Genomic DNA, 14,044 nt, shown 5'->3' with positions numbered 1-14,044 from the left:
TTTGAAAAGACGGTTTTCTATTTGTATTCAGAATCAAAGTAGCTTATTTAAGTGGGAATATTATATGTTCGTAGAAATTTCATTTTCCTTTTGTTCATAGTCTTCGCGACGATTTTTGATGTTTTGTAATACACTATTTAGCACATTCTGTTCAGCTAGCGTTTGATAAAGGACATTTTGTACCTCTGCCGCTTCCTTGTTTTCTTCTTGGTTACTTAGAAATTCACTGTATGTTCCCATATATTCATGATAATCAATATTAGAAAGTGTCTTAGCAGCAATTTGGTTATGTTTAGTTAACGCAGAAGTAAACTGTTTACGTGCCTCATCTGGTTGGGCAGGTATTAGTTTGATTTTACCTTTTGTATCTGAGTCTCCTGCGAAGTCAAGGAATTGATAATCAAACGCCAATGGTTTAGCAAGAGCGATATGAGCGTGAAGAGCAACAGCATGGTCAGGAAGTTTTTCCGTTATTTCACGAAGGATATCGTTTCCTTTGTCAAGGTAACGACTGCCATCGAAGGCAAGAACGCGTCCTACTTCTTCAGAGAAATAGTCTTGAGCAAGGAATTCTTGATCGTAGCCTGTAGGTGGTAAAACTCGAAGTCTTAAGTTATTTGATACGATGTTATGGCCGTTTATTTGCATAGCTACTTGAATGCTATAAAATCCTGGGTCATCAATTAACCAGCCATTTTTCCCTACAGACGCGAAAATCGTTTCGTATAGTGATTCACCAGGCATTATTACCTTGTTCTCTTTGTTCCACAAATATTGAGCATGAGGTAGTAATCGCCGTCCTTGTTTTCCATCTTTTTTAACCATTACAGTCATTCCGTATAAATCGGACAATATATGTTTATTGATTGATTGAGGTTGATTCGAAGTATTCGTTAGTTTGATTTCAATAACTGTAGGTTCTAACCATTGGAATATAGGTGATTTACGGTTAACCCTCAATTCAAGATTAAAAGAAGGGTGAGTAGAAATGTTTGGTTGCTCAAAACCATGATCTACAGCCCAGTCAGCATTACCCATTTGTACAAAGCGCTCAGGTGCGTGCCGCATAAACAACAGTTCTTGGTCACTAAAACGATACTCAAAGTTTTTAAAGAACTCTTTGCCACCAGTTTTACTATCAAAATTGTAAGGATAATTCATAAAGCTTAGAGCCTTTGGTTCTGGGGTAAGAGGTCTCTCCAAAGGTTCCCAAGGATAACCTAGGTGTTTTTGCCAAGAGTGCAGCAGATTAAATGCATGTCCCATCTCATGGCAAGCACACCAAAAACGATAGCGCTGTACAAAAGCTTCAGGAGCGGGATCACCTTTAGGTGGATCGGCAATAAATGAATTATTAAAAATGGCAGTCCCTTGGCGTTGATTCGGACCTAAGCTATCAAACATAATCCCGCCCAGACCATGGCCTTCTTCAGCTTCTGAATTTGCAAAGAATGTCCACATGGACCATTGGGGCTTATTATCAAAGTGTGACCAATATACTTGCATGGCATCATGCATCTCTTGAGTGTTCCACTTTTTATCAGTCCCTGCATAGTCTTTGGAAACAATATTATTACCGTCTGATATTTTTACATCAAACCCCGTGCGTTTGAAAACTTCTGAAATTGACAAAGTTTCATCCGGCAAAGATGCAGGCTTGTCTGGATGAGCGTGAGTTTGATAGGTAGTAACTGGCGTTGTATCTTCTTCAGCATCAAATTCAAATTCCACAGGGTGGAAGTAAGGAGATTGAAACTGGAAAGTGCTAGTTCTGTCTATCTCCCCTCCGATTAGAAATGCGACTTCTGCAGAATGCTGTTCAGGTAATGAACCGCGTGTTACTTGTATTTTCACATTTGTATAAGGAAATGATTGGTTGTCGTCTAAATATTTATTTCGAATATTGCCTGTCCAAGTATCTGGACCATTCGCTGTTAACTTAGCAATCCAATGAATAGTAGAAGACTGGTTTGAAATAATAGTGCCACTTGCTACCATTTGTGGGTAGAATCCGTCGACATCGATGCGAAGTTCCTCACGGATTTGCTGCTCACTCCATACATATAAGCCACTAATTGGTGCGAGGGGAAATTCTCCTAAACTGGAAGGGGTAATGGCTTTTACTTTTAGTTCGTTCGTTTTGTTTTGATCCATCTGTATTACCTCCATGTTTATTATTTTTTTGTCTTTCTTCCTCAATCCCAAGAGCCACAATGCTACGTAAAAAAATGGAAAATGTGTTTCGAGTATTATATATGCAGTAGAAACTATAAATATGACACATAAACACTACAAATTGGTAAAATAAATACAATGTGTAAAAGTATAGCTCTCATAACCATAACGAGTGGTTGATTTCCGTTCCGACTGGGCGCTTTGTTGCTGCCGCTACGTTAACACTACGCTTTCACACAGAGCAAAGCTTCCTGGGGGCGTCCGATGAGCCGCTTCACTCGCGTTGCTCGCTCCATGGTCTCATCTGTGACGCTGATCCCCGAGGAGTCGCCCAGTCTCCACTCCAATCAACTTATATACAAGGCATACACTTTAACAAAAGTTATCCACAGCTTTTGGTGATGATTCAAAATATGTAAGAATAATTTGTTTATTTCCCAGGGAATACAAGAATGAAGAAAGAAGGTGTGGTAATGCATTTTAAAGAGTACGGAGATATACATAAGCCGCTTATACTGTTGATTCATGGGGGTGGTGTTGGAGGGTGGATGTGGGATAAACAAGTCCAATACTTTTCCGATTATCATTGCGTTGTACCAGAATTAATAGATAACGGGGCTAAAAATAACTCTGATTTTTCAATTGAAGATAGTGCCAAAACCCTTCTATCATTAAAGAAAAAGCAAAAAATAAATGTGTCATAGTTTTATTAAAAGTCAAGAGTTATACTGATACACTTAATATAATGTGCAACATTATAACAAGTTATTTTTAAGCTGAACTAATTTTTGTATTAGTTCAACTTTTTTTGTGTTTAAAGATATGATTTGGAATATTTGGTAGGCGGAAGTGTAGTTTGAGTGAGATGTTAAATTATATATTCTTCAACTAACAATGCAGGATAGTTAAAGAACATTTAGGGTACTTTACTTTTAAAAAGGAGTAACCTAAATGAAAAATCCATTCTTAATTAGTTTGTATATGTTTATATTCTCGTGCAGTCTTTCCCTGTTATTAGGAAATCCTGTTTATTCACAAACTACATCTTCAGATAAAATTGAATATTTATATCCTGCAAATAAGGAAAAAGTTTTTGATGAAACTGTAGATGCATTTTACCAGGCATTAAGAGACCTAAAGTATCCTATACATCAGGAGTTTTATCAAAGATATAAGCAGAAGCCCAAGCAACAGCAACAGCAAAGAGATTTGGATACTGCTCTTTTTAAAGAAATACCTGATGCATCTGTAAATATTAGAAAAAAGTTATTGTTTAATGAGGTAGAAAGATTAAATTATATAACTATTGATGGAAATATTCTTCGTCCCTACCCTGATATAGATATTAACTACCATCAGACTGTTAGCCCTGATAGGCAAGTTTATTTCTTTTATTCCTTTATAGACACAGAAAAAGAATTCAGAGGTAGATATGCAATTTATGATGTTGAAACAAAAGAAATGGTAGCAGGTGGAGGTACTTATATGCCAAAGCTCAATCTCACAAGGAACACTTAAAATAATGAAGGATAAATTTTGAGCCAGAAAAAATAGCATATAGTTGTGTTCGTCTAAGGTGTTGTGCTATCGAACATCGGCCACGGTGTCTCATTAGCGAATCCTGAGTTCTTTAATCGTTTTGTAGAAGAGTGGATTAAGGATGGTACGTTACCAGAAGGGAAGGTTATCAATTAGTCCATCGATTAATTTTCTCAAACAGGCTTGTCCTATTCAAATTGAAGCAATGGGAGTGATGATACGAGTGTTTAGCTAAACGGATAGTACCGAATAGTCAAGGAACTATTCAGTAAATACTCATCTAACCATAACTTTATTTGAGGTTTGATCGTATAGCTTGGAAGCCATTCCTTCGTATAGCACCATATTAATGGAGAATGGAATACTACAACAAATGAATAAGTGGTAAAATGTAGTAATGTGCTAATTTCAAAAATCTGACCTAAGGAGAGTAGTACAGATGGGGAAGAAGAAAAAAACCTTACCGAAAAATTTCGATGAACTAATTGAAGTAGGCGATATCTCGGCATTAAAAGAGGTATTTATGCAATGCGAATTAGATGCCCGTGGCGGTTACAGTAAATCAACAGCTTTGAGCTTTTTCAATATACCGAATGAATTGGTCCGCTGGCTTGTGGAACAGGGTGCTGATATAAATGCTAGTGACAGTTACGGAAGAACGGCTCTACATAAACATGCAATAAGTTGGTGCGGTAATACTGAATTACTGCTTGAGTTGGGTGCAGATATAGAGGCCATTGATTATCAAAACGAGACACCTTTATTTGCCGCCGCAGCTTCATTCAAGCCAAATGCGGTAAACACGTTGATTGCCAAAGGGGCAAATATCAGCGCAGAAAATAAGTTGAAACAGACGCCCTTAGAAAAAGCTTTGGCAATGTGTAGAAACATAGATATCGTCAATATGGCGAAAGTTGCTGATATTTTGCTTAACGCTGGAGCAACTGAAACGCAGAAAATGAAAGACTCTATTAAGCGAATTGGCAATGACTTTGAGTTTCACAGAGAAGGCTTTAATAAAGAATATTTGAATCAAACAGATGAGGCACTTTTACGTCTATATGAGCTATTTGATGTTCCTCCAGTAGGGAAACGAAAGACTCACGATGGTACCTCTCCGATAGCAGTATCAACAAAGGGATGGCAGGCGCAACACGATGAACTTTGGAATTTATTAATTCCTTCACAAGGACATGCGAAAACCGTACAGGGTGAGGTTATCCGTATTACAGGTAAAATATCATACGAAATTTTAAATAACGGCAGTATCAACTGGGATAATCAATATCGTAACATGATTAACAGTTTAGGCCATTACTTTAGCTTGGGTACGCCATTACATCCAGATGCACTTCTAGAGGCTGAAAGATTAGCGAAAGAACTTCACAACGGCAATGGTAGTAAAGAGCCTGCGAGACTATGCGAACTGGCAGTGCATTGGGTACTCATCAATCCTAATCCTATTACTTTGGAACAGCCCGACTATAAGCGATAACTTATGTACGACTTAATCAGCATATACAATAAACTTTTAAATGCACTATACATACTTTTTTCTAAGCACACATCAGCTAAGAAGAGGGATGAAATAAAGGGGGTTAATCAAACATGGCGGAACGCATACCATGCAAGACGGAAGACTGCAACGCAACAATTTTGCCGAGTACAGCAGTCAAAACAGGAGGCATCTGCATGCCTTGCCATCAGGAGCAAGAACGAAAAAAACAACAAGCTTATATTGAGCAGCACCGCAAAACAGTGAATCTCTTTGAAGGACTAACAGATTATTTAGATATTCTCAAGGTGATGCATGCACCAAGAAGGCAAGGTCCGCTTATCCAATACACTCCTTATCCTTTGAGCATGGAGCAGTTGTACATTTCGTTATCAGATAATGAAGCAGGCGGTATGCTGGAATATGCGATGGAATTACTCGCTATTAACAATGAAAGTGAAGCACAAGACATTTTATTATCTCTAGTATGCTATCGGAATGATAATATCTCGAATGCTTTGCCTGAGCTTATAGAGCGCGGCTTGTTTCATAACCCGATTGTTTTTAAAGATGCACCACAAGAAATTCAAGAGCAGCTTTTGGAGCGGGTGAAATGGGATGAGGATAACCGAAATCAGCTTCTCCTTGTGCTCGGATGGATGGGGAATGCCCTGGTCATAGAGCAGTTTCGGGAATGGCAAATGCAGCCGCCAAAATGGGCGGAGCAGTTGTATGTAACTCCTGAAACATACGCTCTCGATGGAGGATGGGAGCTAACCCCAGACGGAGAGAAGCGTGATCTAATTAATCATTTATGTTATCCAATTAGGCAAGTAGAACAACAGAATAACGATTTAAATGAAGTACATCATGCCCGTTTTCTTGAGATAAGCCATTCAACATGCCCATGGTGCAATAGGAAGTTAACAAAGTTGATGGACGTAGCTACCTCTCATCCTTCCTTGCAATATCTCGACTTACAGATGGAGAATCTGCAGGTGATAACCTGTGATTTATGTGGGGGCTTTAGCACGATATACATAGAGCTGGACAATCATGGCGTGCCTGTATGGAGCCGCTATAATCAGGAACCCGCTTATCTTCCGGATATTGATGACGTAAACAGCAGTACTGAAATCCCACTTAGTTTAGTCCTATCACATGAGCCACAATCACCGTATTATGCTGCAGTTTGGACCATGTCACAATTAAATTCGCAGATTGGCGGCCATCCAAGCTGGGTCCAGGATCCGGAGTATCCGCTTTGTCCATGTTGTGAACGAAGAATGCGGTATATAGGGCAAATCGATTATGCTGATTTCGATGAATATGCTGAAGGTATTTTTTATATGTTTGTATGTCTAAAAGACAAGATTACGGCAACAGTATATCAGCAAAGCTGAATAACGTTCACACTTTAAGGAACTTGGCTTCGAGATAAAAGGAGGAAAAGAGGCGTTTAACGTGAAATACAAATTTACCGAAGTGCTGAATGATCTTATAAACTATTTTATTCTGGGAGATATTTTACTATTGGAAAGATGGAAACTGTCCAACAATCATTCAGATAATTTAGCAATGGAATTTACAACAAATGAGAGCGGCGATAATGTTGTGCTTGATGGTATCATACTTCCGATGGTAGGGATTGAGAACTTTCCCTATACCATCATATTTAATCTTTCTGATGATGCTCCAGAATTGTTAAAAACAGATAGCCGTTTACAATTCAAACGTGACGGCTATTCGCTTAAAGTTGAAAACAACATACTTATGCTGTTTACTTGGCGAATATTAGAACAATTCACTAACGAAAGCGTTCATGCTTTACTTAATGATTATCGACAATATAATAGACCAATGATTGAAGTTGAAAACGGCTGGTACAGCATAGAGATATTAGGTGGAGAAACTTTGCAAGATTTATATTATGAACCTACATTTGAGTTTGTTTTGCGAAAGGCAGAAAGGAAGGAGTCAGTGGAATTTGATTTCAATTCAAATTTTACGATTGAAAGTTCCACTTACTAAAAAGGATGTGTAAAGATTGCTAAATAATAACAACCGAAATAAACTTGAGCGAATTGTTCACGAATACCAGTTTGAACATGCGATGGATTATTTGAAAGAGTCTGTACGTCAAGGTATTCGCTTGTCCAAGAAAGAGATCGAAACATACAATGAAATATGCTCATCCCGTATAGGGGGCGATCCAGATCTTCCTGCAAACGTGGAATGGCCGTTAAATTCTGATGGAACTCCAATGAAATTCTTGGCCCAGCTGCGTTTAAGTGAATTGGCACCACATGATGTAGCAGCACTGCTACCTGTAAAAGGCATATTGTACTTTTTCATAGGAGTGGATGAACCTGCGTATGGAATCGAGCATAAGGTGATATATCTATCAGAAGACAAGCTTGAAGGAGCTAAACGTTACCCTTCACCCGCAGTGACAGCCATTGAGGGTGATTTTACCGGATACCGTGTGAGCGCTAAATCAATGATGGAACTTCCCAATTATGGTTATGTAGACTACGATATAGTGGAAGACGATGAGCATGATTATGATCAGTATGAAGAGCTATGCTTCGAGTTGAATGAAGATAACTCAAGTGATCTGGCTGCAATGTTCGGTTATCCATCTACCCAGCATGGGGATTGTGAATACGAAGCAGCTCTTCATCTGTTGATAGGCAAAAAGTATGACTATTCAATGGATTCAGCGTTAAAGAAGATTACGGATTACTTCAAAGGTGATTCTATTCGAGCGAAGCAGGAAGTGCAGGATACGTTAGTATTGCTTGCGCTAGACTCCGATCAGGATGTGGGATTCTGCTGGTGTGACGCTGGGGAATTGCAGTTCTATATTCGAAAGGAAGATCTGCTCGCGGGCAATTTTACAAATACCTATTGCTCCCTATATTCAAGTTAAGTCAATTATTGTACTATAGTTATAGGCAAAAGCCACTGATTCAGGACTATAGTTTGCAAGATTAAGAAATGTCCATCGCTTGTTAGCATATGGTCAATAGAAATTAAGTGAAATCTAAACTATAATCTCTTCAAATCATATACTGAGATGGGGAGATTTTTTATTTTTTTTATATACATTTTGTCAAGATATAAAAAGAATCGATAATTTTATTAACACATGTACGATAAAGACCATCTTTTACTGGCTTTAGACAAACTAATCAACTGATTTAGCCTTAGAAAACGAGTGATTTTGTAAATCATTAGGAGGTTAGGGGTTCGAATCCCTCCTAAATGGTAAATTTGTAACGGCTGTGTTTGACTGTTATCGTTGGCGATATGAGCTTATTTAAAAATCCTTAGCTTTGAAGGAGCTTACACCAACAGTCGCAAGCACATAGAAATGTATAACGAGCCTTTGAGGATTTATAGTAAAGCAGAGGAATCATTTACATAGGTTGTCTGATTGGAGCAACAGAGTTGTCTGTGAGCTTGTGAGAACAAAAAAGGGCTTGCATATATGAAAATCAATGATAAACACAAGCCCTATTCTTTTTTAACTGTTAGGGGAATAAGAAAATGAAGCTTATTCAACAGTTGCGTTTGATTGTTTGAGAGCTAGATTATTGTTGTCTTGTAATTGATTTTGTTGCTATACATCGTTAGTTTCTATAACTATAAACGTATCCGTTCTTATACAAACTATATGTGGCTAATTGCTTAACGATATTCTGAAATTTTACAGAGAACAAAGGGATTCACCCCTTTGAATCTCACAAATAATTTATGGATAACGTCCCTTAAAATTACTTGTGAGACTAGCAAGCCATAGCGCGCTAGGGAGAAAGTAAAAATCTCAATTTTCTGTGTCCATTTTCTTGACATAGCACCAGAAAGCGTTGCTGATGGAATCATCGAATCTAAGAAAGAGGAGGAATAGTCATTCTCCATCTTTCTTATTTTTAAGGATAGATTCAACTGTTATAATAGTATTTAAAAGCTATACGCGTAATCCCTTCATCACATCTTGCCTCGTTGCCCATATAGCAGGAAATAAAACTGCTCCCATACCTATTAATGGAGAAAAAACAATTATACCTCCCAGTAGTAAGGGCATTGACGGAAATGTTGTAGCATTTAAACTTTGAAGCAAACAGTATGTGGAAATCATCGATAGCCCTACTGCAAATATTCCAACTGTTCCTGTTAAAAGGGCTCCTTCAATCATTAATATCGAAAATAACCGTTTCTTTGTATAACCAAGTACACGGAGCATACTTAATTCTTGGATTCTTTCCTTAATACTACTGGCTGTACTATTCATTAACCCGATGATGGTAAATATAATTATTAATCCTACAGCTAGAAATAAAATGAAAAAGCGTTGTAACAATTGTTCTTCTAAGTCATTCAATTCTTCTGCTTTATTATATAAAATAGTATTAGCATACTGCGGTTGTTGGATCAGAGATTGAACATCTTTCAATGTTTTTTGTTGGTCTATATCTGATGTTATATTCATCTCTACGCTATAAAGAGTATGAATATGAAACATATCTTCCATATTTTTTTTAGTAGTGAATACTTTGTAGTCGTCACTCATGTGCTCTGAATTGGTTATAATACCTTCTACGATAAATTCTTTCTTATCCACTACATCCATATTTTCAGACATATCAGCTTCTATTATATCGCCTAAATGATAGCCTAATTTCTTTGAAGTAGACTCTGTTATCATAACGCCGTTAGGACTCAACTCTTCCTCTAGATGAATACCGTCCTTTATCTTAACCTCATTTTTATCTATGCTGTATTGTAAATCAGTCCCACTAAGAGCTAGTATCACTTCACCTTGTTTTGAAGGGAGATTCATCGTATCAAACAGCTTTACATTTGTGTAAAAATGCGCCTCTATATTAGGGTTCTCACTGACAAGTTCATAGAATGAAAATGGAAATCCCTCTTCTCTTTCTGATACCACAGACACTAATTTTAAGTCATTTGGGTAAGTATCCATGATTGTTTCAGTCGTGTTGTCTTTAACACTTGTTAATACCACCATTCCTATAATAGAGATGATAACACCTAAAGTGAAAATAATAGAGATTTGTACATTTCTGGCTAATTGCCTTAGTAAATTTTTTGTAGCTAATAAGCATTCTGCTCTAACCTTTACTTTTCGATCTAATAGACTTATTCCTTTTTCAAATAACACAAACATTAGAGGAATAGTTATAAATATCAACGCTATAAACGAAACTGCGTTAATAACATATAAAAACCTTGATTGCCACTGCCACTGATTAAAGGCAAATAATATAGTTATTAATACCGCATACAACAAGCAAATAATGAAATACCTTTTAGTAATACCTTGTGTCTTATTCGCACCTCTATAAACAACAAGTGGTGGAGAAAGACTTGCTATATAGCCAGGAATGAGTGAAGATAAAAAAATGACTACTGTAAAAATCCCCAAACTAAATAATATATCGTGGTATGGTAATACAATACCGGCATTTGGAATATTCATTAGTCCTAAAAGTACATCAAATGTAAGAAAGGGGACTAGAATACCAACAAGGATTCCTACTGCTAAAGAAACTGATCCTACTATCATCGTCTCTATTAAAATTAAAAACATAATGTGTTTTTTCCAAAAACCTAATAGGCGTAGCGTTGCAAGTTCCTTTTGTTTTTCCTGAATGGACATTCTCATTGTACTAATAAGTATCAATGCACTTATTAGGTAAATGGCAATATTAAGCCCCTTAACAAATGGTCCAAGCCCTCCAATATTATTACGTTCATTATCAATCTCTAATCGATTATCAATAAAAAAATCCTGGTTAAGCTCTCTCAATTCGTGAACAACATCCGATTTCTTTTCAATATCATCTAACTTAATAATCAATGCGGTTGTTATTCCATCGTTTAAAGTAACTTCTTGAAGCCAATGAAAGTCGAGAATGACCATATTCGTTAATGCTTCATGCTCTTCACTAATTCCCGATACCCTAACCGCTCTTTTCCCTTGTGGTGGAAAATTCATTTCTATCATCGAGCCAATTTGCAAGTTATTTAGTTTAGCGTATGTGGGAGAAATTAAAGCTTCTTCTGCTTTAGGAAAATGACCAGATTTTATTGATACAAACGGATATTCATAAGCTAGCTCATCATTGTTAAAACCAATGTAAGTTGGTTCGCTCCACATATCATACTCTTCTTCTTTGTTTAAGTATGGATATAGGAAGGGACTTATTTTCTCCACGCCTTCTATCGCCTCTATCATATCAATCTCTAATTTAGTAAGTGACTTATAACTATCTTGATAACCAACTACTATGTCAAAATTTCCATGCAAATCTTTGATTGTCTGTTCATTTGATTCTTGTAAACTAGCTAATAATATTTGCACGATTACAATTAGAGCAACACCTAGAGAAATACCTAAAACTAAGTATGTGTTTCTGGCCTTATGGTTGAATAATGATTTAATAGCTGCTTTAATAAATAATCTCATAAGCTTAGTTCCTCAATCTTAGATGCAATGATCCTAACTACTTCATTATCCTTCAAACTTGAGTTTTTTAAATGTAGCGTATCGCAAATTTTACCGTCATGCATAAAAATTACTCTATTAGCATAAGCTGCTACATTTGCATCATGCGTTACTACAATTAATGTGTGTCCAAGGTTATCGCAAAATTGACGTAGAATATTCATCATTGCTTTAGAAGTTTTCGAATCAAGGCTACCAGTAGGCTCATCTGCCAAAATTAATTCTGGTTCATTTATAAGTGCTCTCACCATAGCTACTCTCTGTTGTTGTCCACCAGACAATAAATTAGGTTTAGATTGTATAAAAGAACTTAGACCAACTAAATTTAATAAGTCAGTAGCTTTTTTTTCTAATTCTTGCTTGTTCTCCTTAGTTAACATTGCTGGGAGGGTAACATTCTCTAAAACAGATAATACAGGAATTAAATTAAATAATTGGAAAATAAACCCTATTTTTTCTCTGCGTAAACGAGTCAATTCGTGATCTGAATATCCTTTTATATTTTCACCACTTATCAGAACTTCTCCATGATCATAAGTATCTAACCCAGATATCATGTTTAAAAGGGTTGATTTTCCAGAACCGCTTGTTCCCATTATTGCGACAAATTCGCCTTTTTCAATTTCTAATTCAATATGATTTAATGCCTTTACTTGACTTTGACCTTGGCCATAAATCTTAGAAAGTCCTCTCACGCTAAGAACTGACATTTTTAATCTCCTCCTTTTTTTTCTCGTATGAATTATAGCCAAGGTAAATCAATTTTCTATCGATCTATTATCAAGGTTTTATCAAGAAATATCACCATTTCATAAAACAATAACTAGGTTATAACCTTGAAAATATATTAACCCATACAAAAAAACGAAGGAGATAGCTTCCTTCGTTTTTATGTTTTCAGATCATTTTATTCGAAGATATTTTTAGGTATTTTTATAACAAGCTTTGCCCCTTTATCCTCATCATTTGCAGCTTGGATTGTTCCCATATGCTTCTGAATAATAACCTGTGCAATAGTTAAACCTAAGCCCATGCTTTGGCCTCCACTAAACTTTTCTTCTTCCCCTTTATATAAAGGTTTAAAAATGTGTTCAAGATCCTTTTCAGCAAACCCGTTTCCATTGTCTAAAATAATCGTTTCTATAAAATTGTCTCTTTCTCTAACAAATACTTCTATTTTCTCTGTTGGTGGGCTATAGCGAATACAATTGATAAGCACGTTTTCAAATGCTCTTTTTAGCAACATATAATCACCAACAGCGGGCTGACTTGTTAGATTATTTATTTCTAGCGTAAGTTTTTTCTCTGAAAGGTTAAAAAATAACATCTGTTTTAAATCCTGTACCAGATCATTAACTTGAAATACTGTTATTTCTTGGAGTTTAATTTGTCCTTCAATATTTGCATAATTAGCCAAAAACGTGACCAATTCATTCAGATGATTTGCTTGCTTCATGCTCATTTCTAAATATTGCGTTTTCTTTTGTTCATTTTTAAAAATTCCTTTTATTAGGCCTTCCAAATAACCTCGCAATGAAAAAATAGGTGTCCTTAAATCATGAACAATGGAAGACACAAAGAGCTTTCTTTCATCTTCTAGTCTTTCGTTCGTTTCCTTCGATAATTTGAGTTTTTTAGTCATTTCAATAAAGGTATGAGTCGTGTAGCTCATTTCTTTAATGTAGGAATCTGGCAAAGTTATGCTATATGTACCATTCGATATAAACTGTGAAGATTTATTAATAGCACGCAATGGCTTCATTAAATTTACTTGCAGAAATACTATATAGAGTATCGAGACTAGGGAAAATGCACCCATATAAAAAACAAAATCGTAATTTGTACTTTGAATTTGTTCTTCAGCAGGTATAGGGTAGTTAATATATACCGTTGCAATGAACGAATCATCTGAATTAACAATATAAGGAACTAGATTTAAATTAGATTTCCTTTCGAGACTTTCTGAAAGGGCTTGAACCTCTTCATGAAGCTGAGTATTTTCAGCTTCCTTCATTCCTTGAGTATAAAGCATTTCATCATCTTCAAAAATAATGAACAGATCAAGCTTATCTTCTTCGGCTTTCTTTCTTAATTGGCTTTTCCATTCTTCCTTATCGAACTGTGTTTTATCGGCATTTACTATATTGTCCTGCACCCACAAGTCCAAATCGAATATTTGACTTTCTTTGGATGAATAAACGTCTGTTAGGCGTGTAGCTGTTTTCGCTAAAAGGATTGGCGTGAAGACAATAACGATTAGGCTCAACGCAATAAACGCCTTAAAACTAATCTTTGGCATC

General features: G+C 36.3%; 10 protein-coding genes. 6 read left to right on the top strand and 4 right to left on the bottom strand.

Features of this window, described 5'->3' with window-relative positions; all coding sequences use genetic code 11:
* Positions 1-60 precede the first annotated feature (60 nt).
* Positions 61-2,154 carry a hypothetical protein gene (locus C7Y47_RS01395; RefSeq protein ID WP_142507131.1) on the bottom strand — a complete coding sequence of 698 codons (2,094 nt, stop codon included), beginning with the start codon at positions 2,152-2,154 and terminating at the stop codon, positions 61-63.
* Between the two features lie 473 nt (positions 2,155-2,627).
* Here C7Y47_RS01395 and C7Y47_RS01390 point away from each other — a divergent pair, with 473 nt between their 5' ends.
* From C7Y47_RS01390 to C7Y47_RS01360, 6 genes are all read left to right on the top strand, one after another.
* Complete coding sequence (locus tag C7Y47_RS01390) at positions 2,628-2,879, top strand: alpha/beta fold hydrolase (protein ID WP_142507130.1); 252 nt, start codon at positions 2,628-2,630, stop codon at positions 2,877-2,879.
* Between the two features lie 247 nt (positions 2,880-3,126).
* Positions 3,127-3,693 carry a hypothetical protein gene (locus C7Y47_RS01385; RefSeq protein ID WP_142507129.1) on the top strand — a complete coding sequence of 189 codons (567 nt, stop codon included), beginning with the start codon at positions 3,127-3,129 and terminating at the stop codon, positions 3,691-3,693.
* A gap of 460 nt (positions 3,694-4,153) precedes the next feature.
* Positions 4,154-5,209, top strand: a complete 1,056-nt coding sequence (locus C7Y47_RS01375) for an ankyrin repeat domain-containing protein (RefSeq protein ID WP_142507128.1) — start codon at positions 4,154-4,156, stop codon at positions 5,207-5,209.
* A gap of 113 nt (positions 5,210-5,322) precedes the next feature.
* Positions 5,323-6,612, top strand: a complete 1,290-nt coding sequence (locus C7Y47_RS01370; protein WP_142507127.1) for a DUF1963 domain-containing protein — start codon at positions 5,323-5,325, stop codon at positions 6,610-6,612.
* Between the two features lie 61 nt (positions 6,613-6,673).
* A complete protein-coding gene (locus C7Y47_RS01365; protein ID WP_142507126.1) occupies positions 6,674-7,240 on the top strand; it encodes a hypothetical protein in 567 nt (188 codons plus the stop codon).
* Between the two features lie 16 nt (positions 7,241-7,256).
* Positions 7,257-8,141 carry a YwqG family protein gene (locus C7Y47_RS01360; protein WP_255504963.1) on the top strand — a complete coding sequence of 295 codons (885 nt, stop codon included), beginning with the start codon at positions 7,257-7,259 and terminating at the stop codon, positions 8,139-8,141.
* A 1,041-nt stretch (positions 8,142-9,182) separates the two neighbouring features.
* On the opposite strand, the gene C7Y47_RS01355 is transcribed toward C7Y47_RS01360, so the two are convergent.
* The 3 genes from C7Y47_RS01355 to C7Y47_RS01345 form a co-directional block, all read right to left on the bottom strand.
* Positions 9,183-11,705 carry an FtsX-like permease family protein gene (locus C7Y47_RS01355; RefSeq protein ID WP_142507125.1) on the bottom strand — a complete coding sequence of 841 codons (2,523 nt, stop codon included), beginning with the start codon at positions 11,703-11,705 and terminating at the stop codon, positions 9,183-9,185.
* Complete coding sequence (locus C7Y47_RS01350; protein ID WP_142507124.1) at positions 11,702-12,454, bottom strand: ABC transporter ATP-binding protein; 753 nt, start codon at positions 12,452-12,454, stop codon at positions 11,702-11,704. The genes C7Y47_RS01355 and C7Y47_RS01350 overlap by 4 nt, the downstream gene beginning before the upstream one ends.
* Positions 12,455-12,651: 197 nt before the next feature.
* Positions 12,652-14,043, bottom strand: a complete 1,392-nt coding sequence (locus C7Y47_RS01345; protein ID WP_142507123.1) for a sensor histidine kinase — start codon at positions 14,041-14,043, stop codon at positions 12,652-12,654.
* Position 14,044: the final 1 nt, after the last annotated feature.

This window comes from Lysinibacillus sphaericus (assembly GCF_006864135.1).
Taxonomy (GTDB): Bacteria; Bacillota; Bacilli; order Bacillales_A; family Planococcaceae; genus Lysinibacillus.
The sequence above is the reverse complement of the archived record's forward strand: the minus strand, read 5'-3'. Positions and strand labels throughout refer to the sequence as shown.